Raw genomic sequence first — 26,692 nt, 5'->3', positions numbered from 1 at the left:
AATTTAGTTACTGCAGGCGCAAATATGTTTCAGTATATGGGGTTCATTTTAAAAACTTCAATTACATATACGAAAAAGGAGCTGTATCAGCTCCTTTTTTCAGCGGTATTTCGCCTAATGTGACTCTGCCGCCAGCGGCTCGCTACTTTGATAAATTAAAATAGGGTCGCTTTCACCACGGATCACGGTCTCGTCGATCACCACTTTGGCCACGTCCTGCATTGAGGGCAGTTCGTACATGGTGTCTAACAATACGCCTTCGACGATAGAGCGCAAGCCGCGGGCGCCGGTTTTACGCTCCATTGCTTTTTGTGCAATGGCGTTAAGCGCGTCATCACGAAACTCCAGCTCAACATCTTCCATGGCAAATAACGCCGCGAATTGCTTCACCAGGGCGTTTTTCGGCTCACTGAGAATTTGCACCAGCGCAGCTAAGTCCAGCTCGGTTAGCGTAGCCACCACCGGCAAACGGCCAATAAACTCCGGAATTAAGCCATATTTGACCAAATCTTCCGGCTCAACGTCGCGGAAGGACTCACTTAGGCTGCGGCTGCTTTCTTTACTGCGCACCTCGGCACCAAAGCCGATACCAGAGCCTTTGGCACAGCGCTGCTCGATCACTTTATCTAAACCAGCAAAAGCGCCACCACAGATAAACAGAATTTTTGAGGTATCTACCTGTAAAAACTCCTGCTGCGGATGCTTACGGCCACCTTGCGGCGGTACCGAGGCAATAGTGCCTTCGATCAGCTTCAACAGCGCCTGCTGCACACCTTCACCGGACACATCGCGGGTAATTGATGGGTTATCTGATTTACGCGAAATTTTGTCAATTTCATCAATATAAACGATACCACGCTGGGCTTTTTCGACGTCGTAATCGCATTTTTGCAGCAGCTTTTGAATGATATTCTCGACATCTTCGCCAACATAACCCGCCTCAGTCAGCGTGGTGGCATCGGCCATGGTAAAAGGCACATCCAGTAAGCGTGCTAAGGTCTCGGCCAGCAAGGTTTTACCGCTACCGGTGGGGCCAATTAACAAAATATTACTTTTGCCAAGCTCGACATCTTGCTTGTGCTGGGCACTGCGTAAGCGTTTGTAATGGTTGTACACCGCCACCGCCAGCACTTTTTTGGCATGATCCTGGCCTATGACATAGTCGTCCAGGTGGGCGCGAATTTCCCGCGGCACCGGCAATTTATCGGCATCACGTTTGGGGGAAATATCTTTAATTTCCTCGCGGATGATGTCATTGCATAAATCAACGCATTCATCACAAATATAAACCTGTGGGCCTGCAATCAACTTACGCACTTCATGCTGTGATTTGCCACAAAAAGAACAGTACAACAACTTACCGCTCTTATCGCCGTCAGTGCGGTGATCAGACATGTATCTACCTCTTTCACTACCCGCAGCGGCCTTAGATACCGCTGCTCAATGTCATTATTTTACTTCTCGTTGCGTTAATATGGCATCTACCAGGCCATATTCCAAGGCTTGCTGTGCACTTAAGAAGTTGTCACGCTCTGTATCCTTACACACTTGCTCATAGCTCTTGCCACTGTGCTCTGCCATCAAGCGGTTTAGTTTCTCTTTAATGCTCAGTATTTCCCGGGCGTGTATTTCAAAGTCAGTCGCCTGGCCCTGAAAGCCGCCTAATGGCTGGTGAATCATCACCCGCGCATTAGGTAAACAGTAACGCTTACCCTTAGTACCGCCAGACAATAAGAAGGCGCCCATACTGGCGGCTTGCCCTACGCACACTGTGGCAATATCAGGCTTGATATAACGCATAGTGTCATAGATTGACAAACCAGCCGTTACTGAACCACCCGGCGAATTGATATAAATATAGATGTCTTTTTCCGGGTTTTCTGATTCTAAGAACAATAATTGCGCCACGATCAGATTGGCCATGTGGTCTTCTACCTGACCGGTCAGAAAAATCACCCGCTCTTTTAATAAGCGCGAGTATATATCAAAAGAACGCTCGCCCTTGGCAGTTTGCTCAATAACGATTGGCACCAGTGCATTAACTATGTCGTTTAAATGTTGCGGCATAGACATATTATAGGGTTCCCTCTAAATGGCTGGGTTTTGCTGTTGCAGAAAATAAAATGGCCCGAACTGTTGTCCGAGCCATTAAAGCCGTCAAGCCAAAAGAAGTCAACGTTAGTTGGCAGCTTGCGGGTTCATAATTTCGTCAAAGGCGGTTTTTTGTTCAGTTACCTTGGCACCCGCCAGGATAACATCGATGGCCTGCTCTTCCAGCGCAACATTGCGCATGCTTTGCAGCAGCTCTTTGTTACTGTTGTAGTACTGCACGACTTCTTGCGGGTCTTCATAGGCAGAAGCAACCGTTTCGATTAACGCCTGTACCTTTTTATCATCAACTTTCAGCTCGTTAGTTTTGATGACTTCACCTAACAATAAGCCTACTTTAACGCGATCTTTCGCCTGAGCTTCGAATAATGAGGCTGGCAGCTCTGGTAATTGCTTCGGATCCACGTTGTTGCCAAAACGCTGCAGCGCTTGCTTACGCAGTACGTCTACTTCGCCTTTGACCAGAGCTTGTGGCACGTCAACGTCGTTGTTAGCTAACAGGCCTTTGATCACTTGCTCTTTCACTTTGGCTTTGATGTTCTGGTTCAGCTCGCGCTCCATGTTTTTGCGCACTTCAGTTTTCAGTGCATCAACAGTGGCCGTTTCTAAACCAAATAAGGCAGCGAATTCATCGTTCAGCTCTGGCAGAACCTGCTTTTCTACTTTGTTCACAGTGACAGCGAAGCTGGCCGCTTTACCTTTTAAGTTTTCAGCATGGTACTCTTCCGGGAAGGTGACATTAACGGTAACTTCTTCACCGGCCTTTTTGCCAATGATGTCATCTTCAAAGCCTGGGATCATGCGGCCCTGGCCCAGTTCCAGAGTGAAGTTAGTAGCTTTACCGCCTTCGAACTCTTCACCGTCAATTGAGCCAACAAAGTCGATGTTAACGCGATCCGCTTTAGCGGCTTTGCCTTTTTTCTCTTCCCATTTCGCATGTTGCTTACGCAGGGTATCCAGCATTTTGTCCAGATCAGCGTCTGAAATTTCGACTACTGGCTTGTTCACTTCAATTTTGTCCAGGTTCTTAACTTCAACTTCTGGATAAACTTCGAAGGTGGCTTTGAATTGCAGATCTTTACCCTGCTCTAATTTTTCCGGTGCAAACGTAGGTGCACCTGCCGGGTTTAGTTTGTTGGCGATAATGGCATCGTAAAAATGACGCTGCATTTGCTCACCAGCCACTTCCTGTAATACAGCTAAACCGTAACGCTTCTGAATTAATGACACCGGTGCTTTACCCGGACGGAAACCGTCGATACGCTGACGCTTAGCCAGATCACGTAAACGGCTTTTTACTTCAGCATCAATTTTGTCAGCCGGTACAGTGATGGTGACCTGGCGCTCTAAACCCTGAGTGGTTTCCACAGAAACTTGCATCTTGCTACCTCAAATTCATAAACAGGCGACACGCGCCGCCGTACTGGTGTGATCTGGTATCAAAATGCCACCTGAACCAGACCTGTTATAAAATAGGACGCGGCATTATAGCGGGCTAAATGTCTGGAGTCGAGCCCTTAACCTAACTGCTATAACTCGCCGCTCTTGAAACAAAAAAACGCTGCATAGTCAGCAAGTTAACTATGCAGCGCCAACAGTTTAGACGCCAGTTTAATGCTAACTACGGGTTTGGCCGCGCCCGGTCACCACGTATTTTTCTGTGGTTAAGGCCTCAAGTCCCATAGGGCCATAAGCATGCAGTTTGCTGGTAGAAATACCTATCTCTGCACCTAAGCCTAACTCACCGCCATCAGAGAAGCGTGAGGAGGCATTATGCATCACCACCGCAGAGTCTACCCGACGGATAAAGCCCTCAGCATTGGCGCCGTCTTCAGTACAGATAACCTCAGTATGCTGGCTGCCAAATTGGTCGATATGCGCAATAGCAGCGTCAACATCCTCTACCACACGGATGGCAATTTCAGGGGCCAGATATTCCTGACCAAACTCGTCATCAGCAATGGCTTGTGCCTGGCTAAAATAGCCAATGCTGTCTTTACAGGCATGCACTATAACATGGTGCTCTGACAGCGCAGCGGCGGCCAGCGGCAGAAAATCAGCTGCGATATGCTTATTCACCAACAAGCCTTCGAGCGCGTTACATACACCGGGGCGCTGCACTTTACCGTTTAGCAGCAGCTCCAGCGCCATAGTCAGGTTGGCACTTTGGTCAACATACAAATGACAGACACCTTTGTAATGCTGGATCACCGGAATACGGCTATGCTCGGTGACAAAGCGGATAAGCCCCTCACCACCGCGGGGGATCACCAGGTCAATATGGTCATCTTGCTTTAACAGAGCCAGCATCAGGTCACGGTCCGGATTTGGCACTATGCTTATCACTTCATCTGGCAATTGATGCTCGCGCAGCGCCTTGGCCATTGCTGCAGCAATAGCCAGGCTGGTCTGAATGGCTTCTCGGCCACAACGTAAAATAACCGCATTACCTGATTTAAAGCACAGTGCGCCGGCATCGGCAGTGACATTCGGCCGGGCTTCGTAAATCATACAGATCACACCCAGTGCAATGCGACGCTTTTCAATATTAATACCATTAGGCCGCTGCTCTATGTGGCGGCTCTGGCCGACCGGATCTGGCAGGGCAATAATTTGCTCTATGGCTTTAGCCATCGCTTCGATGCGCTCATCATTTAGCGTTAAACGGTCCAGCATAGCCGCACTGGTGCCATTGGCCTGAGCGGTAGCAACTTCATCTTTATTCGCTGCCAGTATGGTCGCTTTGGCTTGCCTAATCTGGTTTGCCATGCTTTGCAGCACCAGATTTTTCTGCTCTGTGGTTAAGTTCGCTACTGCTTTAGCCGCTACAGCAGCTTTGGCGGCTATTGTAGCCGCAACATCGGTACTCATATTCTCTCCAATAACATCATTTCGCTGCGGTGAATAACCGCATTACTCCCGGCCGGGCAATAGCCTAAACAGGACGCAATATCACTGCTATGGTGGCCTTTAATCGAGAACAGCTCACTGGCACTGAAACGACTGACACCTTTGGCAATTTTACGCTTACCCGACGCACAGCGCACCAGCACAGCATCACCTGAATCAAATTCACCCTGAATATCGACTATACCGCTGCAAAGTAAAGACGCGCCCTGCCGGCAAAGTGCTTCAATGCAACCATCATCAACCCAAATTTCGCCTTTGGCTCTTAGTGTATGACGTACCCAATGTTTTTTAGCCGGTAACGGCCTGGCCTGGCCATAAAAAATGGTGCCCGGATTTTTACCCGCTAAAATACACTGAAAAGCCTCGGCTTTGTGGCCATCAATAATTACGGTGTCGATGCCCTGCGCTGTTGCTTTCTCGGCAGCTTCAATTTTCGTGCGCATTCCGCCGGTACCCACCTTAGATGACGCACCGCCGGCAAGGCCATAGATATGCTGATCTATCTTACGCACCTCAGCAATGAGACTGGCGTTGGCATCCTTGTTTGGATCGGCAGTGTACAGCCCGTCAACATCCGAACAAATAATCAGCGCATCGGCATTCGCCACTGTCGCCACCATGGCAGCCAGATTATCATTATCGCCAACTTTAATCTCGTCAGTGGCGATGGTGTCGTTTTCGTTAACGATGGGCAAAATCTGGTGGTCGAGCAATCGTCTTAACGTATTGCGGATATTGATATGCCGCACCCTGTCGCTTAAGTCGCCGTGGGTTAGCAGCACCTGGGCACAGGGAAAATCAAAGCACCGGCTCCAGAAATTCATCATCTGGCTTTGGCCAACTGCAGCCATCGCGCGTTTTAGCGCTATAGGTACACGTTGGTGCTGAAAATTAAAATGATGACGGCCAGCGGCCACACTACCTGATGAGACCAGGATCACTTCCAGACCCTGTAGTCGGCATTGCCGGATAAATTCGGCGATGGGACGCAAATATAACTCGCTACACCCCTGGTTTTCTGGCGCGATCAGGGCACTGCCGACTTTAAGCACGACCCGACGCCAGGATGGGTTAATCATAACTCCTCCAATGGTTGTTCCGGCGGCTATACTAGCAAAATCTGTAACCTGGTTCCACTTGGGTTACATTTTCAACTTAGGCAAGGCTTGAGAAAATTAAAATATATCACTGAAAAAATTGAACAATTTTATAGAGAAATAACTACCATAACCCATGGAAATACCAAGAAATCGGATAAAAATGTAATTTAATTACATTTTTATCCGTAAGCATTAGCTGTAAAGCTGGATATACTCAGCACCAGGCTGCAATTGCACCATTTTTTCAAAGCGCAAACCAAGCCGCTGCAAAATCGCCACTGACGGTAAGTTACCGGCCAGCGTAAGCCCGACAATGCGTTTTAGTTTCAGCTGACCGTAACCATAATGCATCACTGCAGCCGCAGCCTCATAGGCTAGCCCTTTGCCACGATAGGCAGGCAAAAAAGCAAAACCAATATCGGTTTCTTGCAAATAGTCACGATAGAGTAAGCCGCAAAAGCCCATTGCCGCTGAGCTGGCGTTATCTTCCACCAAAAACAAGCCATAGCCATGCTGTTTATAACTTTGGATTGGACCATCCGTCAGATATTGCAAGGCTTGCTGCTGATTGCGCACACCCCGGTCGGCAATATTTCGGATAAAATCGGCATCGTTGAGTAACTGACAGGTAAAGGCGGCATCCGCAGCCGTTAAATGGCGGATCCTAAGCCTTGGCGTTTCAGCAATAACCAAGATAATTGTCTCTAAAGCATTGGTTTAGGTCAGCTTAACTCAGTTTTATGTCGCTTAGAAAGTATTTTTCTGTAATGAAATTGAAGACGAGAAAATGGTCGGTGATGCAGAATATAAAGCTGCGACCGCTGAAATCAAGAGCACCAAAACCAAGTGCGCATTTAGCTGTTAATGTTGGGAGAATGGTCGGTGATGCAGGATTTGAACCTGCGACCCCTTGGACCCAAACCAAGTGCGCTACCAAGCTGCGCCAATCACCGACTGTTGTGAAGCAAGAGAGATGGGGTGGATGATGGGGCTCGAACCCACGACAACCGGAATCACAATCCGGGGCTCTACCAACTGAGCTACAACCACCACTGAAACGTTTTGCGCTTGTTATGGCGCGCCCGATAGGATTCGAACCTATGACCCACGGCTTAGAAGGCCGTTGCTCTATCCAACTGAGCTACGGGCGCAATATCGAAAGCCCTACCAAGCTGTTTTCTGACGGCGATTTAATCCTCATCAGAAAGATGGTCGGTGATGCAGGATTTGAACCTGCGACCCCTTGGACCCAAACCAAGTGCGCTACCAAGCTGCGCCAATCACCGACTTTGCTGCACTGCTGCAACGGGGCGGAATATTACAGCTGAGGCGCTATAGCGTCAAACCTTTTTTTGCACAAAACAACTGATTGTCTAATATTTGAACCCCACGTCATTGAGCGATAGCAGGATGGCGTTACGCCGGTGTCTGTGCGAAAATATGCCGCAGTAAAAATATGGCAGAGACCTAAGCAAATGACAGCGCAAATTATTGATGGCAAAGCCGTTGCACAGGCAACAAAAGATAAAGTCGCCGCCCAGGTTCGTGCCCGGGTAGCCGCCGGCAAACGTGCGCCCGGTTTGGCAGTGGTATTAGTCGGGCTGGACCCGGCATCACAGGTGTACGTTGGCAGCAAACGCAAAGCCTGTGAAGAAGTGGGCTTTCACTCAGTATCTTATGATTTGCCCTCTGATACCACTGAGCAGCAGCTGTTGGACTTAATTGATAAGCTAAACAACGACAACAGCGTTGATGGCATACTGGTACAGCTGCCATTACCTGCCGGGCTGGATGCTTCTGCCATTTTGGAGCGTATTCATCCGCATAAAGATGTTGATGGTTTTCACCCTTATAATATTGGCCGCTTAGCCCAGCGCATGCCGGCACTGCGTCCTTGTACCCCCAAAGGCATTATGACGCTGCTGCAAAGTACCGGTGTTAATGTTAAAGGTATGGATGCTGTAGTAGTTGGAGCCTCCAACATCGTTGGCCGGCCAATGGCGCTGGAGCTGTTACTGGCCGGCTGCACCACCACCGTATGTCATAAATTTACCAAAAACCTCGAAGCTCAGGTACGCCGCGCCGATTTATTAGTCGTCGCGGTAGGCCGGCCCGAGTTTATTCCGGGTGACTGGGTAAAACCAGGTGCCTTGGTTATTGATGTCGGCATTAACCGGCTGGATAGCGGCAAACTGGTGGGTGATGTGGAATACGGCGCCGCAGTAAAACATGCACGTTATATTACGCCTGTGCCAGGTGGTGTAGGCCCGATGACCGTAGCCAGCTTAATTGAAAACACGCTGGAAGCCTGCGAACTGTATCACGACAAATATTAAACCCGATTGGCAGCGGTATAAGCCGCTGCCAGCCCCAGGTCACAACTGTCCCCTCTGATTAATTGCCCAATGGCTTCACCAAAGCTGCTTGTTTTTACACCTACAGCAAACTCTAAACCGTTTTTTGTCGTATAAATCAACCCGGTGACAGCCCAGAGGAGTGTTTATGCTATTCAATCGTAAGTTTACAGGCGCCAGTGTTGCCGCTTTCCTGCTGACCTTGCTGACAGTACTAACCGGATGCGCGCAAAAACCAGTAACGGATAATTCGGTCTGGCAGCAGCAACTCAATTTGCCATCGGTAACCTATTCAGCTGAAATAACGCAAAACCTGCCACAGAATATCGAACAAGTCAGTTTTAACTGGCTGGACCAAAGCCGGGATCGGGTTGTGCCCGCTTTGCTGTTTAAGCCTACCCGGCAGCACAAAGCCAACGCCTTAGTGGTGTTTTCTCACGGCTTAGGCGGCTCGAAGGAGCGCTATGCCTACCTTGGCCAATATTGGGCCAGCCACGGATATGCCAGTTTACATGTGCAGCATGACGGCAGTGACCGTAAAGTCTGGCGTGGCAGCAGGCTAATGTTACCTTTTCGCCTGATGGACGCCGCCGATAGCACAGAAGCTTTAGCCCGGGTGCAGGACGTGAAGTTCGCCCTGGATCAGCTATTAGCGTCAGAACACGCCGCGGATTTTGATAACCAAAACATAGTGATGGCCGGCCATTCGTATGGTGCCAACACCTCGATGTTGTTAAGCGGCGCACAGGTTGAGCAAGATGGTGAGCAGGTTAACCTTAAAGACGAGCGTATTAAAGCGGCTATTTTAATTTCAGCGCCACCGTTTTATAACGAGCAGTCGTTGGACAAAGTGCTGGCTGACGTGCGGATCCCTACACTGCATATCACCACCACAGAGGATGAAATTCGGGTGCCGGGTTATTATTCCTCCCCCCAAGACAGAATTGACCTTTATCAGGCGATGGGCAGCCATTACAAAGTATTGGCTGTGTTCAACGCGGGCAGTCACAATATTTTCTCCGGTTGGCGTGGTCGTAAAGATAGTCAGCCACAGCAACAGGTGATTAAAGCCGCTACACAGGCGCTATCAACAGCGTTTCTTAAGCAAATCACCACTGACAACAGCCAGGCAATCAGCATTTGGGCACAGCAGCATCAGCCGATATTATCTCAGTTTATTCGCTCAGATTTGGTTGCGGCGAATTAATCTTAACTACCAGCAGAGGCAAAAAACCGCCAGCCGGCGGTTTCTCTAATCAACGGTATTAAATCAGCCTTTGCGCCAGCTGGTTACGCCGTTTTTATCTTCGACGATAATACCCTTAGCCGTTAACGCGTCGCGGGCGGCGTCTGCTGCGGCCCAGTCTTTGTTGGCACGGGCGGTATTGCGCTGGGCTATAAGTGCTTCTATTTCAGCGACATCGTCATCAGAGGCGCCCGATTGCAAGAACTGCTCGGCGTCACCTTGTAACAGGCCAAGCACACCAGCTAACAGTTTTAATAGACCTGCCAGCTCGGAAGCTTTGCCCGGCTCAGTTTCTTTAAAGCGGTTGACTTCACGTGCCAGTTCAAACAGCACCGGCAGCGCCTCCGGGGTGTTGAAATCGTCATCCATTGCTGCTTTAAAACGGGCGATGTAATCGCTTTGCAGATCAACTTCAGCAGCCGGTGTGATATTGCGCAACGCCGTGTATAACCGACCTAACGCTGCGTGCGCCTGCTCCAGGTTTTCGGCCGAATAATTCAGCTGACTACGGTAATGGCTGGACAACAGAAAATAGCGCACTGCCTCAGCGTTATACTGTGCCAGTACCTCTTTTACCGTAAAGAAATTGCCTAAAGATTTCGACATTTTTTCTTTATCTACCTGCACCATACCGGTGTGGATCCAGGTATTGACGTACTTATGGCCATGAGCACAGGTCGACTGGGCAATTTCGTTTTCATGATGCGGGAACTGCAAGTCTGAACCGCCACCGTGAATATCAAAATGCTCACCTAAATGCTTGGCGCTCATCGCCGAGCATTCGATATGCCAGCCCGGCCGGCCATTGCCCCAGGGCGACTGCCAGTATGGCTCGCCAGGCTTGGCACTTTTCCACAGCACAAAGTCCAGCGGATCGTCTTTATTCTCTGCCACATTGACCCGGGCACCGGCCTGCAGCATATCCAGGTTTTGCTGGCTTAGCTCGCCATAGGCTTCGTATTTACTGACATCAAACAGTACATCACCATCGGCCGCCACATAAGCATAGCCTTTGGCGATAAGCTGCTCAATCATCTGAATAATTTCAGCCATATGGGTAGTGACCCGCGGCTCGATATCGGCCGGCATCAGGCCCAGCGCAGCAAAATCTGCGTGCATGGCCTTAGTAAAACGGGCAGTCAGCGCATCACAGCTTTCGTTGTTTTCCGCCGCGCGTTTGATAATTTTGTCGTCAACATCGGTAATATTGCGTACATAGGTCACGTCGTAACCCAAAAAACGCAGGTAGCGGTTTATCACGTCAAAGGCAACATAGGTACGGGCATGGCCAACATGACAGTAATCATAGATAGTAATACCGCAGACATAGAGCCCCGCTTTGCCAGGCACTATAGGGGTGAACAATTCTTTTCTTCTGCTTAAGGTATTGTAGATCTGTAGCATGTTTTCCTCGGGGTCCTTTGACTGAAAACGCCGGCGTTAACTGAATGTCAGGCCTGCGGTAACACAAGCGCGTTAGTGTATCACCGGCTGATCAAAGCGGCTATCCTTGCTTTATGATTTGCTCTGCGTACGTTAGAATAGTGCCACTTTAAAACTCAGGACATCTTATTATGATTAGCTTACACACTAACTATGGCATCATTAAATTAAACCTGTTTGCCGAAAAAGCCCCAGCCACGGTGGAAAACTTTATTAGCTATGTAAAAGACGGCTTTTTTGATAACACCATTTTTCACCGGGTAATTAACGGCTTTATGATCCAGGGCGGTGGCTTTACGCCGGATATGCAGCAAAAAGACACCAAAGCGCCGATTAAAAACGAAGCAAATAACAAAGTGGCCAACAAAAAAGGCACTATTGCTATGGCGCGTACCAGCGATCCGCATTCAGCCACTTGCCAGTTTTTTATCAACGTGGCTGACAACGACTTTTTAAATTTCAGCTCTGAAACCAGCTCTGGCTGGGGTTACTGCGTGTTTGGTGAAGTGGTAGAAGGCATGGACGTAGTAGATGAAATTAAAAAAGTGGCTACCGGCCGCAGCGGTGGCCACAGCGATGTGCCGGTAAAACCGGTTATTATCGAAAAAGCTGAGCTGCACGCTTAAGCCTGTTAATGACTCAAGCTCATACCCTGTTTATCGCCGATCTGCATTTATCCGCCGATCGGCCCGATATCACTGCCGCCTTTTTGCACTTTATCCGGCACACTGCTAGTGAGGCTGATGCGCTTTATATCCTCGGCGATTTATTCGAAGTCTGGATTGGCGATGATAACCCCGAGCCCTTACTGCAGCAGGTAGCCACCGCGCTTAAGCAGCTTAGTGACAGTGGTGTGGCGCTGTATTTTATTCACGGCAACCGTGACTTCTTTTTACGTCAGGCCTATGCCGACCGCTGTGGTATGACACTGCTACCGCCGGCCAAAGTAATTGATTTGTACGGCACCCCCACCCTAATTATGCATGGCGATAGCTTATGCACACTGGATATTGCCTATCAGAAATTCCGCAAATGGTGGAACCAACCCTGGTGGCAATGGCTGATGCTACGCCTGCCACTGTGGTACCGTCAGCGTTTAGCACGTAAAGCGCGCGATAAAAGTGCCCGGCATAAACAGCAATACCTTAACCAGGCACAACCACAAATTATGGATGTGACGCCCGAAGAAGTGCCGCGCGTAATGGCACAGGCCGGCGTGCTAATGCTTATACATGGACATACCCACAGACCGGCAGTACACGAGTTAACCGTAAATGGCCAATCAGCACAGCGCTATGTACTGGGCGACTGGTATAGCCAGAGTAGCTACTTACGCGTCAGTGCGGATAACTGGCAGCTACATTTTGCCGGCTTGTGAAGCGAGGATGCCGGTAATAAATGCTATTGCCTGTTCCGATTGATATGAATTATGTTCAGATTGCACAACCAACTCCTCCGCTGCCTGTGGCAGATGTGCGCTGGCATAAGGCACAACAGTATCGTCCTGCAACTCACAGTTTTTTCGCGCCGTGCACTGCGCTAAATTCGCATTGCCGATAACCGAATACACAGGTACGTTAAAGGGTAATTCATTTAATGCTTGGGTAAGTGGATGTCGCGGTGACAACACATCGACGCTGTTGGGCCCAGCGCCCCGCATATAATTTCGCATTTCGGGTTTTATGTCTTCACTGGTTAATGAGAGCCACATAGCGGAAAATACATTTCTGATGGCGCCCGGCAGAGTAATCAGCGCCGATGCCAAACGGCCAATCCAACCATCGGCAGTATCAGCACCGCGGTGAGGGGTGTCCAGAAACACCACGGTTTTTACATAAGGCTTGGCAGTAAATATAAAAATATCTCTGAGCGTTTGCCGGGTAGCTTCATCTACCGGTAAATCTGCTGGCGTTTTGTAAAAAGTGCGGTCCCAGAGCACTGTCTCACTAGTTTGTACGAAGGTTTTGCTGATAATACCGCCCATACTATGTCCTACCAGCACCATATTATTTGCAGCAATCGCCCCTAGATCAGGCGAGATCTGATTTAACAACTCATCAGTACGCTGTCGCAACCGCATGGCATTAAAGAAAGGTGGAGGACCGGATGGATAAAATGCGTGCCAGATCTGATAGCGGTTAGCAAGGTTGGGATTTGACAATATCGCCCAGCTTAAACGACGCCAGATTAATGGACTGGAATTCAGCCCGTGGATCATCAGCACCGGTATTTTATCCGGCCGTAGCGGCTCTATCGCATAGATACCAAGTTTGTCCTCCACTTTATCTGCGTTAAACAAGCCAGATTTTTCTAATTGGTCAACAATAGCAACTTCGGCAAGACATAAATAAGCCGCCGCCGGATCAAAATTTAACGGATATTGCTGATGCCCAAGTGTCCATACTTTGGCCTGGCCGTTATCGGTTGCCAGCGCCACGGCGCGCAAAGTCAGCACCGGCAAAACCGGATTGGAAAAATCCAGCGCAACCGGCATTACCGTTAAAGGCCGGAAAATACCTTCTGGTGGGTAGTATTTATCCTGCTCGTTGCCACGGTTTGCCCGTTGGCCAACCACGGCTATACCGAGACCTGTACTCTGTTGGCGCTTAATAAATGGGTCGTATGCAGCCAGATCTGCGCTAATAACCAGTGTTTCAAAGGCCACGCCCAGCTCATCCGGATCCACTTTTAACTGTAACACCAGGTTTAACGGGCGGGTATCTCGCTTAGTGACAGCGGCACGTACTAACGGCATCAGCGACTGATTATAATACGCAACCGCCTGCTGTTGTTGCTCTGCGGTTAGTTCCTGAGCCAACCAGCGCTCAGCACAACTTAGTTGCAACAACAATAACTGATAGCCGGAGCTGCGTTGAGTCGTCAGCTGCTCGCAGTATTCTGCAATTTCACTATCAGCGACTTTGCCCATAGCAACATACTGGTATGCCAGAAAGCCGTTAATAGCCTCAGTTTCTACCGGTGCTACCTGCTGCCAGTAGATATATTTACCCTGGCTGCAAGCCTGGCAGGCCAGCACCATAACCAGCGAAAGTAGCCATCGCCAAATGCCCTGTTGTCGCATTGACACCCCAGTAATTTTTATAAGTCCGGCGTAAACTCCACTATGCTTAGCACTATAGCAGCCTTGTCTGACAGATTTTAGCGTATGGAAAACTCGTTTAAATATTATGCAGAGAAGTTAGCCGCCTTTGCTGATGTTAGCCGCGATGGCTACGCAATTTTCACTGCACACGACAAATTACTCTGCGCCAATCAGGCGTTTATTAATATATTTTTTGTTGATGAAGCCACACTTATCGGCCAGCATTTCACTGATATTATGCGTAGCGCCTTTTACAGCGGGAAAGGGCCTCGTATTGATACTGAAGATATAGAAAGCTGGCTAAGCCGGGTTAGTCAACTACGTCGTTCCCGTGATTTTAGGCTGTTTGAAGTGGATCTGGTTGATGGCCGCTGGTTTTTGTTCTCTGAGCAAACCTTGCCTGACGGTGAAATGTTGCTACAAACCAAGGATATTACTAAACAAAAAATTGTTGAGCAGCATTTGAACGAGCATAGCAGAAAGCTCGCCAACCTTGCCCTGACAGATGAGCTAACCCAAATTGCTAACAGGCGCAGCTTTGTTGCGTCGGTACAGGCTGAAATTACCCGCTGCAGCCGCTTGCATTGTGGCATGGCTTTTTGTCTATTGGATATAGACCATTTTAAAAGTATTAATGATAGCTATGGACACCAGGCGGGTGATGAAGTGTTACGGCAGATTGCCCGTTTAATAAAAAGCACTTTGCGTGAATATGATATTTTTGGTCGTATCGGCGGCGAAGAATTTGGCATTTTTCTATCTGAAACAACCCGGGATACTGCGTTAGAGGTTGCTGAAAGGCTACGTCAGCAGGTTGCAGAAGAGACACTCTTTATCGATGGCCATACGCTTCGTATCACTATATCGGTAGGTATAGCGCTGGCAAGGGATAAAACCAGCTTTGAGCAGCTGTACGCCGATGCTGATGCCGCGCTTTATCAGGCAAAACGTAGCGGCCGTAACCGCGTTGTCGTCGCAGAATATTGCGTTATCTTGTAACGAGGTATATTCGCTTAAAGCGGCGCACCGCTATGAAACTTAAAGTCGGTATCGGCGCTGGTTATCAGCTCAGCTTCAATGGCAGCAAAGAAGGCAATACGGTTGCTTAAATCTTCGCCGGCGACCTGTGTCGCCAAAGTCAAATAATCCTGATAGTGCCGTGCCTCAGAGCGCAACAGTGAGATATAAAATTCACCGATGGCTGGCGGCAGCAGTGGCGCCAGGCCGGCAAAACGCTCACAAGAGCGGGCTTCGATAAAAGCACCGCAAATCAGTTTATCTACCATGGCCGCAGGCTCATAAGTCCGTACATGGCGCAGTAGCCCCTTGGCATAACGGCTGGAGGTAATTTTCTGATAGCGAATACCGTTAGCCTGCATCACCTCTAATACCTGGTAGAAGTGGTGCAACTCTTCTTTTATTAGCAGCACCATTTTATCGATAAGATCCTGCGTATAGGTGTCAGCGGCTTTGGGCAGCATGGATTTTTTCAGGCTAAGCCCGGCTAATGCCTGCCAGTCGCCCTGCTCGCGGTAGGTAAAATCTTCAAATGGCTTTAACCATTGCAGCAAGGCCTCACCACTTTGCTCATCTACCGCGTAACGCCTAATCAAATACATAGCACTTTGTGCCGCTTTTAACTCACAAATTAGATGATCCAACAGCAGCACGGGCAAACTGTCGGGCTGTGCGGCCTTGTTCAGCCATGACGAGGGCGTCTCACAGGCTAAAAATTGCTTTACCGGCTGAATTAACTGGCTTATTTCGGCTTTTAACATCGCGGGGCTTCAATACGCTAACAAGGCGGCCATTATAACCAATTGCGCTGCAGCGCGCATGTATTGCCCTGTGTCATCAGCCATGTTCAAATTTTATTCAGCCAGCTTGACGAAGTGCATTCTATTGGCCATAACTGATACAACGGTTATAAAACTATAACCCGGTAGTTCATAGTAGTGACAAGGATAATAATTATGATATTGAATCACTTATGGGGACTGTATGCTCATCCGAAAGAGGAATGGCATACGATAGATGCAAGACATGAAAGTTTTCGTTACAGCTTAATTCATATACTGCTGGTAGCACTGATACCTTCAGTATGTGCTTATTACTCGGCAGTGCACATTGGCTGGAGCATAGGCGTTGGCGATCGTATTATGTTGACCCACGACAGCGCGCTTATGCTATCTATCGCGATGTACATCGCCTTAATCGGTGGCGTATTTGCCCTAGCGCTGTTGGCACATTGGATGGCACATACCTTTGGTGCCGAACCCACTTACACCCAGACCTTAGAGTTGGCAGCTTACACCTCTACCCCGCTGTTTATGGTGGGTTTTGCCGGTTTATATCCTGAGCTTTGGGTGGTCATGACAGTAGGCTTAGTTGGCCTGGCTTATTCGGTGTATTTACTCTATGTCGGCGTGCCTATTCTGATGCATATTCCTGAAGAGCGCGGTTTCATTTACGCCAGCTCGGTGGTGACTTGCGGCTTGGTGTTACTGGTGTGCATTTTAACGGCTACCGCCATTTTATGGAGCTCGGGGTTTGGCCCCACCTTTACCCATTAACGCCTGCTAACTGCTAGTAAAGAATAAAGGGAGCATTGGCTCCCTTTATTTTGCGCGTTGACAAACAACGTTGTTAACCTTCGTTATAGGTTTCCAGGTTCGTCGCCATAGCAGCAACTGATTTGGCTTTAGCGTCATCACTACGCTGCTGATCCAACCTATTTAAATAATCCTGATCGATGTCATTGGTGACATAATTACCGTCAAATACTGAGGTTTCAAACCGTTTAATTTCCGGGTTTTCTGAGCGCACCGCAGCGATTAAATCGGGCAAGGATTGAAAGATCAGGCCATCAGCGCCTATGGTATCGCAAATGCTATCAACGTCATGGCCGTGCGCAATCAGCTCATTTGCTGAGGGCATATCGATACCATACACATTAGGGAAACGAATTTCAGGTGCGGCCGAGGCAAAATATACCTTCTTAGCGCCGGCTTCGCGGGCCATATCAATAATTTGCTTTGAGGTGGTACCACGCACTATAGAGTCATCGACCAGCAATACGTTTTTGTCTTTAAACTCTTGTTTGATAGCATTGAGCTTACGTTTAACTGATTTTTTCCGTGCTTCCTGTCCCGGCATAATAAAAGTGCGGCCAATGTAGCGGTTTTTCACATAGCCCTGACGGTAAGGCAAGCCCAACACCGTGGCAATTTGCAGTGCCGCGTCGTTACTTGTTTCCGGAATAGGAATAACTACATCGATATCTAAATGGCCCCACTCGCGCTTAATTTTTTGCCCCAGCATAGTGCCCATAGCTACCCGTGAGGCATACACCGAAATGTTGTCGATAGTCGAGTCTGGCCGGGCGAAATAAACATATTCAAAGATACAAGGGGTATAGCTTGGGTTTTCTGCGCATTGAAAGCTGTGCAGCTCTCCCTGCTCGGTAATATATACCGCCTCGCCTGGCGACACATCACGCAGCACAGTAAAACCATCTGCGTCCAGAGCGACGCTCTCTGAGGCCACCATATATTCAGTGCCGCGCTCAGTTTCGCGCTTACCCATTACTAAGGGGCGAATGCCGTTAGGATCGCGAAATGCCAGCAAACCATGGCCGATGATCAAGGCAACAACAGCATAGCCCCCTTTCACCTTACGATGCACATTGGCCACAGCCCGGAAAATATGCTCTGGTTGCAACTCCATCACACCGGTGTTGTGCAGCTCGTGCGCCAGTACGTTTAACAACACCTCCGAATCTGAGGTTGTGTTTACATGCCGGCGGGCAATGCGGAAAATTTCTTCTTTTAAAATATGCGAATTGGTCAGGTTACCATTATGTGCCAGCGCTATACCAAACGGGCTGTTGACATAAAACGGTTGCGCTTCGGCAGTACTGGATGAGCCCGCGGTTGGGTAACGCACATGGCCAATACCCATATTACCGGCAAGACGCTGCATATGGCGCACTTCAAACACGTCTTTAACCAGGCCGTTCGCTTTACGCAGACGCAAGGTGTTGTTATCTACGGTAACAATACCGGCAGCGTCCTGGCCACGATGCTGTAGCACCGTTAAGCCATCATACAGTGCCTGATTAACCGGATATTTCCCAACAATTCCAACAATACCACACATGGATTTTCTTCCTCGCCAGCGTTAGGGCTTTTGCATAAAACTGGAATGGTTCTGCAGATAGTCGAAGAACCATTCGATAATAAAACCAAATTCGGGGATAAGTACTGAGCTTTGCCACCAGCTGGCGTTCGCTGCCGGGGTAAAGGCATCCATAAAAAACAGTATGGCACTGACAACCAGCACGCCGCGTAGCGCACCAAAAATAAGGCCAAGTAAGCGATCCGTTCCCGACAAACCGGTAGATTGCACCAGTTTGCCAATAACATAATTAATCAGCGCGCCTAAGATCAGGCTTAAGATAAACAGAATAGCGATGGCAGAAGCATTGCGCAGGGTGTCGTCCTGCATAGTGGTAAAGAAGCCAGCCAGATGAGGATAGTAAGTGCTGGCAATGAAGAATGCCAGGATCCAAACCGCCAGCGAAATGGCTTCTTTGACAAAGCCGCGGATCAGGCTGATAACAGCCGATAACGCTATGATTGCCAGAATGGCAAAATCAACCCAGACCATTTGCTACCAAAGGTTGTTTGATGACGGCGCGCATTCTACCAAACCCAGCGCCGGCTTGGCTAATTATTTTCTGCCGGCTGATAGCTCATTACCGATAAACGCTCAATGCCGGTAAGCTGCTGCAACCGCGGTAGTTGCTGCTCCAGCTTGTCTTTACGCAGCTCTGGGCCTACCAGCACACTGGTCAGCTGCAGGCCCTGAGTGTTGGTAATTTGCCGGGTAAAGGTAATAAAGCCGGCCTGGCGTAACTTTAACATCAGGGCATTAGCGTTTTGCTCTTTACTAAAGCTACCCACACGCACCACCCAGGCAGCCTGCTCCAGTGCAGTTTGATTTTGTATCGCGCCAGCGCTTTGTACAGCCGGCTTTTGCACTTGCGGTTTCTGCTCTGGTGTTACAGTAACCTGGGCATATTGCTGCGAAGGTAACTGGGCGTCATTGCTGCTATCAGCGCCAGCCGCAGCGGATTTATTGTCCGCATCCAAAGCGTTTTCATCAACTGCCTGCTGTGCCAATTGCTGTTCCAGCTGAGTAAACTGTGCACTATCCAGCACCTGTTGTTGCTGTACACCACTGAACTCAGGCCGGTTGGGGATCACTTTAAAATCATCTTTTACTACCTGCTTTTCACCATCGAGCAAGTCTGGCAGAAAAATGATGCCGGCCATCACCAGTATGGCTGTGCCTAGTAAACGATGCTTAAATGCGGGTGTCACTTTGCCTCCTGCAGGCCTGCCAACACGGCTGACACAGTAAAAAAAGACCCAAAAACAACTAGCAGCTCATCAGCTTGCATAGCGGCAACAACCTGCTGATAAGCCTGTTGCACGTCATCATGCAGTTGTAGCTCTGTAGGCACCTCTGCCAGCACCTGAGCCAGTTGCTGTGCTGTGGCGCCTCTGGGTCCGCTCAGGCTGACAAGATGCCATTGATCAAACAGCGGCGTCAAGGGTTCAAGGCTTTGGGCAATATCCTTGTCTTTGAGCATACCGCTAAGTGCCAGCAACTTTTTATAATGCGGCTTTAACTGGCTAAGCTGCTGCGCCAGATAGGCGGTAGACTGCGGATTGTGTGCGACATCAACGATAACGGCTGGCTGGTGCTGCAGCCACTGCATGCGTCCGGCTAATGTGAGCGTCGCTAACACCTGCTGCAGTTGCGCCTCATTTGGCAGCATGTCCAACTGCTCCAGCACCGCCAGCGCACAAGCGGCATTTTGCAGTGGAATGGCCGGCTTAACCAAACCACTATACTGTTGTTCAAGCCCTTGCCACTGCCAGTGCAAGTCATGCTCGGTATAGTGATACTGTTGTAAAACCTGCACTTTAATACAGCCAAGTTGTTCAGCCTGCTGCAGCACTGAGGGCGGCGCAGCTAAATCGCCAATAACAGCCACCTTACCCTTGCGGAAAATACCAGCCTTTTCAAAACCGATGCTGTTACGGTCATTACCCAGCCATTCCTGATGATCTAAATCGACGGTGGTAATGACACTGATATCCGGCGCAATAATGTTGGTGGCATCTAAACGGCCACCCAAACCAACTTCAATCAAGCAATAGTCGGGTTGTTGCTGCTGCAAAATACGAAACGCCACCAGGGTGGTAAACTCAAAATAAGTTAACGCTGTCTGCTCACGCAGCTGCTCGACAAAAGCAAAAGCAGCCACCCAGTCAGCATCGGCGACATCGGTACCATCGATGCGCAGCCGCTCATTAAATGCCAGCAAATGCGGTGAGCTATAAACGCCGACGCGTTTCCCCTGAGCTAACAGCAGCTGCTCTATAGCTCTGGCGGTAGTGCCTTTGCCGTTGGTACCACCAATTAAAATCACTTTACCCGGCAGTAAGTGCAAATTGGCGCGTACAGCGACCTGCCGCACCCGCTCAAGGCCCAGCTCAATCTGATGAATAGGATGACTTTGTTCAATATAACAAAGCCAATCGGCCAGGCTGTGGCACGATTGGCTGGAAGATATCGCAGTAGACATGAGACCCTTAAGCGGCGTCGTGCTCCGACACCGGAGCTGGCAGCTGCATAAACTTAGCAACAAGACGCGCAATTGTATCGCGCATTTTGCGCCGGTCAACAATCATATCGATAGCGCCGTGTTCCAGCAGAAATTCACTGCGCTGGAAGCCTTCCGGCAGTTTTTCCCGCACCGTTTGCTCAATCACCCGTGGACCGGCAAAGCCAATTAATGCTTTTGGCTCACCGATATTGATATCGCCAAGCATGGCCAGACTGGCCGACACGCCACCCATGGTTGGGTCAGTCAGTACCGAAATATACGGTAAACCGGCTTCGCTCATTTTTGCCAGTGCAGCACTGGTTTTAGCCATTTGCATTAGGGAAAACAGCGCCTCCTGCATACGCGCACCACCACTGGCTGAAAAGCAAACAAAAGGCACTTTGTGCTTTAACGCGTACTCGACACCAGCCACAAATTTGGCGCCGACCACCGACGCCATAGAGCCGCCCATAAACTCAAATTCGAACGATGCGGCCACAATCGGCATACCTTTTAGGGTACCGTGCATCACCACCATCGCATCTTTTTCATTGGTGTCTTTTTGCGCCGCACTGATACGGTCTTTATAGCGTTTGCTGTCTTTAAACTTCAGTAAATCCTGCGGCTCCAGCTCTGCTGCCAGCTCCTTTACGCCTTGGGTATCTAAGAAACTGCTTAAACGGGCACGGGCAGAAATACGCATATGATGGTCGCACTTGGGGCAGACACCAAGGTTACGATCTAAATCGGCTTTGTACAGCACCGCATCGCAGGCGGTACATTTGGTCCAGACACCTTCCGGGATATTTCGACGCGCGGAAGAAGAGGATGTTCTGGGCAGGATCTTTTCTAACCAACTCATATATTAGTCCTATTACAAACGACACCGCGTCGCCGCCATGTCGAAAAAACGTTAAAAAACGCCGAAATTCAGTAAACCGGCGCTATTAAAGCACAAAACGCCCTGTGACGAATACAGAAAACTGGTCTTAGTAGTCAGGTAAAAACAGCGGGCCGGGCACCGCTTTGGGTAACGCATAATGCGCCGGGTATTCCACGTCAACTAAATACAGGCCGCCAGGTTTGGCGGTGGCAGCCGCCAAATTACGGTCTTTTGCGGCTATCAATTCGGCAATCCACTGCGGTGGCCGGTTTTGCATACCCACTTCCAGCAAACTGCCGGTAATATTACGCACCATATGGTGTAAAAACGCATTGGCTTTTATATCAAGCACAATGTAATCACCACGGCGTTCAATCTGTAAATGATGCACATTACGAAACGGGGTCTTTGATTGACACTGCACTGCGCGAAACGAGCTAAAATCCTGCTCGCCCAGTAAATAGGGCGCAGCCTGTTGCATCAGCTCAATATTTAACTGTTGGTGATAGTGGCTTAAGCCACTGCGCAAAATGGCCGGGCGGTATTTATGGTTATAAATAATATAGCGGTAACGACGTGCTGTGGCGCTAAAACGGGCATGAAAATCATCAGCTACCACTTTAGCCCAGCGCACAGCTATAGCATCCGGTAATCGGCTGTTGGTCCCCATGACCCAGGCTTTATCATCACGAATGGCGTCGGTGTCAAAGTGCACTACCTGGCCGGTAGCATGGACGCCGGCATCAGTGCGGCCGGCACAAAATAGCTCAACGGGCTGATTCGCTAGGGCTGACAAAGCCGTTTCCAGCTCCTGCTGCACGCTATTTACTTCCCGTTGCCGCTGCCAGCCGTAAAAAGCTGAACCGTCGTATTCAATACCTAATGCTATGCGCATGCCACCCCCTCAGTCGAACCGGCGGCGATTATAGCGCAAGCCAAGCCTGAATACAGCGCTGGCGAGCCGGTTATTGCCTCAAGCTTTGCGCCTCGGCTTTAACATGCTCAGGCGCATCAGAGGCCATAATGTCATCTAGCAATTGATTGGCGCTTTCATCATCATCCATTTCAATATACGCCCTTACCAGATCTAACTTGGCAGAGTAGCCATTGTCCTCTACGTCAACGTCAAGCTGTTGATGTTCGCCAATAATATCGGCGTAATCTTCCAGCCCCACGTCGACATTTAACTGATTAAAACGCTCACTATCCTGCTCTGGCTGCCCCGCGTTGGCGAGCAGTGTATCAATTTCGACAAAGTCATCATCGCTAAAATCAAAAGCGCCAGCGTCTTCGGTTGCTGTTTGCTGCACACTACTTTCATCAGACTGGAGTTCCAACTCTTGCTCAGCCGCATCCAAATTATCAGCCATTGCCTCAAGTTCTGACATTAAAGAGTCAAATTGGGCGTCTGGCATGGGATCAAGCTCTAGCTCGATAGCATCGGTATCGCCAACCTCGTCTTGTCCGTCTAACTGCTCCAGTTCAGACAGCAAAAGCTCAGGGTCAAGCTCGTCTGATAGTTCATCATCGCTTAACTCTAATTTGGGATATTGCTCCAGAATTTTACTCGGGTTTTCTACCGACAATGCCGCATCGTTAGGCATTGTTACAGACTCATCATCCTGGGTGGTCAAATCAAGCACTACCGGCTCACTGGCTTGTACCGGTTGTACTTCGGCGGCAAGGTCAAAGTCATCCAACAGCGCCCTGTCATCTTCGGAGAGGTCGAAATTGCCGGCATCGCCTTCAACCGGCAGTGTCAGGTTATCGTCAGCAGACACCCTTTGATCAATCCGCTCAGGTTGTGCAGCTTGTTGTGGCCTGTCCTGCTCTGCCTGATCCAACAGCTCAGTCAGCTCGGCATTAAGTGCATCGATGTCCGTCTCTGTCGCGGCATTGTCAGAAATTGTATCATCATCTGTCAGAGCGGGTTCTTGTTCGCCTGCCAGGCTCTCGGCAAAGGCGTCTAACTCAGAGCTGTCAAACACCGCGTCTTCGTCGGTAGCCACTTCTAGCAACGCACTGTCATCGACGGCCCCAGCGCTTGCCATAGCACGGCTTAACTGCTGCTCTTGCGTTAATGTTTGCTCATCAAACGCGGTGTCTGTTTGCTGATTAAGCTGACGGCTATCAGGTAAAGTATCTTCAAGCGAGGGCTCATCAGAAAACGTTTCGTCGACCAGGCTGATGTCAGGCTCAGCCACGTCGGTAAGCGCCACTGTGCCCGCTTCAATTGGCACGTCCTGCTCCAGCTGATCCAGGTCGACCTCTTCGATCAACTCATCAATATCAAACGCATCAAGCTCTGGCTCCCCGCCTTCTTGCGCCTTAGCTGGCGTCACGATTTCGTCAATATCACGGGTATCTGGCAAATCATCTTTACCTAAAGACTCGTCAGCTAACTCTATAGCGTCATCGTCGTCGGCTGCTGCTAACAATGCACTTAAGTCATCGTCAGATAAAATGTTGTCCGGGTCGAATTCATCTAATGCATCATCGCCAGTGCCTGGGGCAGCTTTGTCATCCGTTGGTGTATCAGGCGGCAATAAACTGTCATCTTCAAACGATAGCGCGTCATCGTCAAAAGCCAGAAGATCATCATCAACCACAGGTTTATTGGTGGGTTCAGGTTCATTAAAAGCATCCTCTAGCAGCGCATCGTCTATTTCAAACAAACTGTCATCAACATCAGCAGTGTCTAGTGGTGGCAGTGGCGATTGATAAGCCGGGTTAGCGGCGCTCTCTTGCGTTGCGGCATTGACCACTTGCTCAGTGTGTTGGCTACGCTTTTTTACCCACAGCAAAATACCAAACAAAATAAGCAATGCTGGAATACAGGCAGCCAGCACCCATGCAAGCGGATGCGTTAACCATTGTTGCCAATCGCTGGCTTGTGCAGCTTCCGCGTCAGCGGCTGCTTTTGCTGCCAACAGTTCAGCCTGCTGCTTTAACAGTAATTCAATCTGCTGCTGTATCACCTCATCATCGCTAAGCTGAGCTTTAATCAGTTCCAGCTCCTGCTGCAGCTTTGCCAGACTGGTTTTAAGCTGCATGTTTTCATCGACCATGGTATCAACCAACTGCATAGAGTCGGCAAACTGACTACGCAGGATATCCAGGTCCTGGCGTTGCTGAGCAGATAATTTTGCTAACTCGGCTTGTAGTTGTTTGTTGTCTTCAACGGCGCTTTGAGGGGACCGTTTGACCGGCTTAGCGTCAGCTCTGGCAGCTTTTTGCCGCGCTTCCCATAGTTTATCGTCCTGCTCTGATTTCGCCCTGGCCAGTGCCAGATCGACCTGACGCATTTCTTCTGCACTGGGTAAGATAAGCACAGCACCCGGACGCAAGTGGTTTAAGTTCCCTTCTAAAAAAGCATCGGGGTTTTTCAGATACAACGCATACATCACCTGATACAAACTGATATTGGCATCCGGGCGGATACGTTCAGCGACACGCCATAATGTATCGGCCGGGCTTAATGGCCCTATGGTTTGCGGCATAGGAGGGGCATCGGTGCTGCGCGGGCCACGGATCTGGGTAGAGGTTTCCTGCGCCAGCACCGCTGACGGGAAATTGACAAGCATTACAATAAATAAGGCGAATAACAAAGGCATTAATTATCCCTACCCAGCTTCAGGTACTATTACATCAAGATGTCGGCCACGTTGCAGCCTGTCTTTAGCTGCTTTGCAAACACTATTCCAGTTTTTCTGGTAACCGTGAAAGTAATAATATAAAGCACTGTGCTAATTATCACCAGAAATTAACACAACACGCTGAAATAACAGAGGTAAAACGCAAAAATGAAACAGGCCCCGTTGGGGCCTGTCTGTTACAGATAATCGCGAATAAGATGCTCTGCAATTTGAATACTGTTGGTGGCTGCGCCTTTGCGGATATTATCTGCCACTACCCACAGGTTCAGACCATTTTCATGCGACAAATCTTGCCGGATACGGCCAACAAAGACTTCGTCTTTGCCCGCGGCTGAGCATACCTGAGTCGGAAAATCAGCATTGTTTTCCAACAATACCACACCTGGTGCATCTGCCAACAAGGCTTTAGCTTGTTCTACGCTAATCGGCATGCGAGTCTCAATATGCACCGCCTCAGCATGACCAAAAAATACCGGCACCCTTACTGCTGTCGCATTAACGGCTATGCTACTGTCGCCAAAGATTTTCTGCGTCTCCCAGTGCATTTTCATTTCTTCTTTGGTGTAGCCGTTATCCATAAACACATCAATCTGTGGGATCACGTTAAAGGCGATCTGACGGGCAAATTTACCGCTATTTTCAATAGGCCGGCCATTCATCAACTGAGCGGCTTCGTGCGCCAGAGCTTCAACGGCTTCCTGGCCTGCACCACTTACCGACTGATAGGTCGCGACATTAATACGGCTGATGCCGACAGCGTCATAAATAGGTTTTAACGCCACCAACATCTGAATGGTTGAGCAATTCGGGTTGGCAATAATATTGCGGTTGCGATATTCAGCAATAGCATGGGCATTCACCTCTGGCACTACCAACGGAATGTCGGGTTCGTAGCGATAATGTGAAGTGTTATCAATCACCACACAACCGGCATCGGCTGCCTTAGGCGCATAAATAGCCGATACGCTGCCACCGGCCGAAAACAAACCAATTTGCGCTTGGGACCAGTCGAACGTTTCGGCATCAATGACTTTAACTTTCTTACCTTTAAACGTCACAGTGCCACCGGCAGAGCGGCTGCTGGCCAGCGGAAATAATTGCGCGACCGGGAAGTCACGCTGTTCCAAAATCTCTATTAAATGTTGGCCAACCAGACCTGTTGCCCCTAAAACAGCAACATTGTATTGCGACGCCATGATAGTTCCTCTT

Annotated in this window: 23 protein-coding genes and 4 tRNA genes; 6 read left to right on the top strand and 21 right to left on the bottom strand. The window is 49.4% G+C overall.

From position 1 onward, the window contains the following. Positions 1-114: 114 nt before the first annotated feature. The 10 genes from clpX to ABGI61_RS06000 form a co-directional block, all read right to left on the bottom strand. Positions 115-1,395 (bottom strand): ATP-dependent protease ATP-binding subunit ClpX, encoded by a 1,281-nt coding sequence (clpX, locus tag ABGI61_RS06045; RefSeq protein ID WP_347598405.1) that lies wholly within the window; start codon positions 1,393-1,395, stop codon positions 115-117. A 54-nt stretch (positions 1,396-1,449) separates the two neighbouring features. Then, a complete protein-coding gene (gene clpP / locus ABGI61_RS06040; RefSeq protein ID WP_008220341.1) occupies positions 1,450-2,073 on the bottom strand; it encodes an ATP-dependent Clp endopeptidase proteolytic subunit ClpP in 624 nt (207 codons plus the stop codon). A 105-nt stretch (positions 2,074-2,178) separates the two neighbouring features. Beyond that, the gene (gene tig / locus ABGI61_RS06035; RefSeq protein ID WP_347598400.1) at positions 2,179-3,489 is read right to left on the bottom strand and encodes a trigger factor; all 1,311 of its coding nucleotides are present in this window, start codon (positions 3,487-3,489) and stop codon (positions 2,179-2,181) included. Between the two features lie 237 nt (positions 3,490-3,726). Beyond that, on the bottom strand, positions 3,727-4,980 hold the full coding sequence (locus tag ABGI61_RS06030; protein ID WP_347598397.1) for a glutamate-5-semialdehyde dehydrogenase: 1,254 nt from the start codon (positions 4,978-4,980) through the stop codon (positions 3,727-3,729). After that, complete coding sequence (gene proB / locus ABGI61_RS06025; RefSeq protein WP_347598394.1) at positions 4,977-6,098, bottom strand: glutamate 5-kinase; 1,122 nt, start codon at positions 6,096-6,098, stop codon at positions 4,977-4,979. The genes ABGI61_RS06030 and proB overlap by 4 nt, the downstream gene beginning before the upstream one ends. A gap of 213 nt (positions 6,099-6,311) precedes the next feature. Next, positions 6,312-6,812: a GNAT family N-acetyltransferase gene (locus tag ABGI61_RS06020; RefSeq protein WP_347598391.1), complete on the bottom strand. Its 501-nt coding sequence runs from the start codon at positions 6,810-6,812 to the stop codon at positions 6,312-6,314. Between the two features lie 183 nt (positions 6,813-6,995). After that, positions 6,996-7,072 (bottom strand) — tRNA-Pro (locus ABGI61_RS06015). Between the two features lie 21 nt (positions 7,073-7,093). After that, positions 7,094-7,169 (bottom strand) — tRNA-His (locus ABGI61_RS06010). 24 nt (positions 7,170-7,193) lie between these two features. After that, positions 7,194-7,270: transfer RNA gene (locus ABGI61_RS06005), tRNA-Arg, on the bottom strand. 58 nt (positions 7,271-7,328) lie between these two features. Then, positions 7,329-7,405 (bottom strand) — tRNA-Pro (locus tag ABGI61_RS06000). A gap of 189 nt (positions 7,406-7,594) precedes the next feature. On the opposite strand from ABGI61_RS06000, the gene folD reads away from it, so the two are divergent. Together folD and ABGI61_RS05990 are read left to right on the top strand one after the other, a co-directional pair. Beyond that, a complete protein-coding gene (gene folD, locus ABGI61_RS05995) occupies positions 7,595-8,455 on the top strand; it encodes a bifunctional methylenetetrahydrofolate dehydrogenase/methenyltetrahydrofolate cyclohydrolase FolD (RefSeq protein WP_347598388.1) in 861 nt (286 codons plus the stop codon). 166 nt (positions 8,456-8,621) lie between these two features. Continuing rightward, positions 8,622-9,680: an alpha/beta hydrolase family protein gene (locus ABGI61_RS05990; RefSeq protein ID WP_347598385.1), complete on the top strand. Its 1,059-nt coding sequence runs from the start codon at positions 8,622-8,624 to the stop codon at positions 9,678-9,680. A gap of 63 nt (positions 9,681-9,743) precedes the next feature. Here ABGI61_RS05990 and cysS read toward each other — a convergent pair whose 3' ends face one another. Then, positions 9,744-11,123, bottom strand: a complete 1,380-nt coding sequence (cysS, locus tag ABGI61_RS05985; RefSeq protein ID WP_347598382.1) for a cysteine--tRNA ligase — start codon at positions 11,121-11,123, stop codon at positions 9,744-9,746. Between the two features lie 170 nt (positions 11,124-11,293). On the opposite strand from cysS, the gene ABGI61_RS05980 reads away from it, so the two are divergent. Next, positions 11,294-11,788 carry a peptidylprolyl isomerase gene (locus tag ABGI61_RS05980; protein ID WP_347598379.1) on the top strand — a complete coding sequence of 165 codons (495 nt, stop codon included), beginning with the start codon at positions 11,294-11,296 and terminating at the stop codon, positions 11,786-11,788. Between the two features lie 8 nt (positions 11,789-11,796). Further along, entirely contained in the window at positions 11,797-12,540 is a 744-nt protein-coding gene (locus ABGI61_RS05975) for a UDP-2,3-diacylglucosamine diphosphatase (RefSeq protein WP_347598376.1), read from the top strand. Here the strand turns inward: ABGI61_RS05975 and ABGI61_RS05970 are convergent. Then, complete coding sequence (locus ABGI61_RS05970) at positions 12,520-14,244, bottom strand: esterase/lipase family protein (RefSeq protein WP_347598375.1); 1,725 nt, start codon at positions 14,242-14,244, stop codon at positions 12,520-12,522. The two genes, ABGI61_RS05975 and ABGI61_RS05970, sit on opposite strands and share 21 nt — an antisense overlap. An 84-nt stretch (positions 14,245-14,328) precedes the next feature. Here ABGI61_RS05970 and ABGI61_RS05965 point away from each other — a divergent pair, with 84 nt between their 5' ends. Continuing rightward, positions 14,329-15,264 carry a GGDEF domain-containing protein gene (locus ABGI61_RS05965; protein ID WP_347598373.1) on the top strand — a complete coding sequence of 312 codons (936 nt, stop codon included), beginning with the start codon at positions 14,329-14,331 and terminating at the stop codon, positions 15,262-15,264. Positions 15,265-15,278: 14 nt separating this feature from the next. On the opposite strand, the gene miaE is transcribed toward ABGI61_RS05965, so the two are convergent. Continuing rightward, complete coding sequence (gene miaE, locus ABGI61_RS05960) at positions 15,279-16,043, bottom strand: tRNA isopentenyl-2-thiomethyl-A-37 hydroxylase MiaE (protein ID WP_347598370.1); 765 nt, start codon at positions 16,041-16,043, stop codon at positions 15,279-15,281. A 195-nt stretch (positions 16,044-16,238) separates the two neighbouring features. Here miaE and ABGI61_RS05955 point away from each other — a divergent pair, with 195 nt between their 5' ends. Then, positions 16,239-16,838, top strand: a complete 600-nt coding sequence (locus ABGI61_RS05955; RefSeq protein ID WP_008220384.1) for a Yip1 family protein — start codon at positions 16,239-16,241, stop codon at positions 16,836-16,838. A gap of 73 nt (positions 16,839-16,911) precedes the next feature. Here ABGI61_RS05955 and purF read toward each other — a convergent pair whose 3' ends face one another. The 8 genes from purF to ABGI61_RS05915 all read right to left on the bottom strand — a co-directional run bounded on the left by purF (position 16,912) and on the right by ABGI61_RS05915 (position 26,682). Further along, positions 16,912-18,423: an amidophosphoribosyltransferase gene (purF, locus tag ABGI61_RS05950; protein ID WP_347598366.1), complete on the bottom strand. Its 1,512-nt coding sequence runs from the start codon at positions 18,421-18,423 to the stop codon at positions 16,912-16,914. Positions 18,424-18,444: 21 nt separating this feature from the next. After that, positions 18,445-18,933, bottom strand: coding sequence for a CvpA family protein (locus tag ABGI61_RS05945; RefSeq protein WP_347598363.1), 489 nt, complete (start codon positions 18,931-18,933; stop codon positions 18,445-18,447). A gap of 59 nt (positions 18,934-18,992) precedes the next feature. Beyond that, entirely contained in the window at positions 18,993-19,649 is a 657-nt protein-coding gene (locus ABGI61_RS05940) for an SPOR domain-containing protein (protein WP_347598360.1), read from the bottom strand. After that, on the bottom strand, positions 19,646-20,923 hold the full coding sequence (gene folC / locus ABGI61_RS05935) for a bifunctional tetrahydrofolate synthase/dihydrofolate synthase (RefSeq protein WP_347598357.1): 1,278 nt from the start codon (positions 20,921-20,923) through the stop codon (positions 19,646-19,648). Before folC ends, ABGI61_RS05940 begins: the two co-directional genes overlap by 4 nt. A gap of 7 nt (positions 20,924-20,930) precedes the next feature. Beyond that, on the bottom strand, positions 20,931-21,806 hold the full coding sequence (accD, locus tag ABGI61_RS05930; protein ID WP_347598354.1) for an acetyl-CoA carboxylase, carboxyltransferase subunit beta: 876 nt from the start codon (positions 21,804-21,806) through the stop codon (positions 20,931-20,933). Between the two features lie 127 nt (positions 21,807-21,933). Beyond that, a complete protein-coding gene (gene truA, locus ABGI61_RS05925) occupies positions 21,934-22,722 on the bottom strand; it encodes a tRNA pseudouridine(38-40) synthase TruA (RefSeq protein ID WP_347598351.1) in 789 nt (262 codons plus the stop codon). 70 nt (positions 22,723-22,792) lie between these two features. Next, positions 22,793-25,441, bottom strand: a complete 2,649-nt coding sequence (locus ABGI61_RS05920; RefSeq protein ID WP_347598348.1) for a FimV/HubP family polar landmark protein — start codon at positions 25,439-25,441, stop codon at positions 22,793-22,795. A 218-nt stretch (positions 25,442-25,659) separates the two neighbouring features. After that, positions 25,660-26,682: an aspartate-semialdehyde dehydrogenase gene (locus ABGI61_RS05915; protein WP_347599086.1), complete on the bottom strand. Its 1,023-nt coding sequence runs from the start codon at positions 26,680-26,682 to the stop codon at positions 25,660-25,662. Between the last annotated feature and the right edge of the window lie 10 nt (positions 26,683-26,692).

The organism is Rheinheimera fenheensis, assembly GCF_039871805.1.
GTDB classification, from domain to species: Bacteria; Pseudomonadota; Gammaproteobacteria; order Enterobacterales; family Alteromonadaceae; genus Alishewanella; species Alishewanella fenheensis.
Note: the sequence above shows the minus strand (reverse complement) of the source record. Positions and strands in the feature narration are given on the sequence as shown.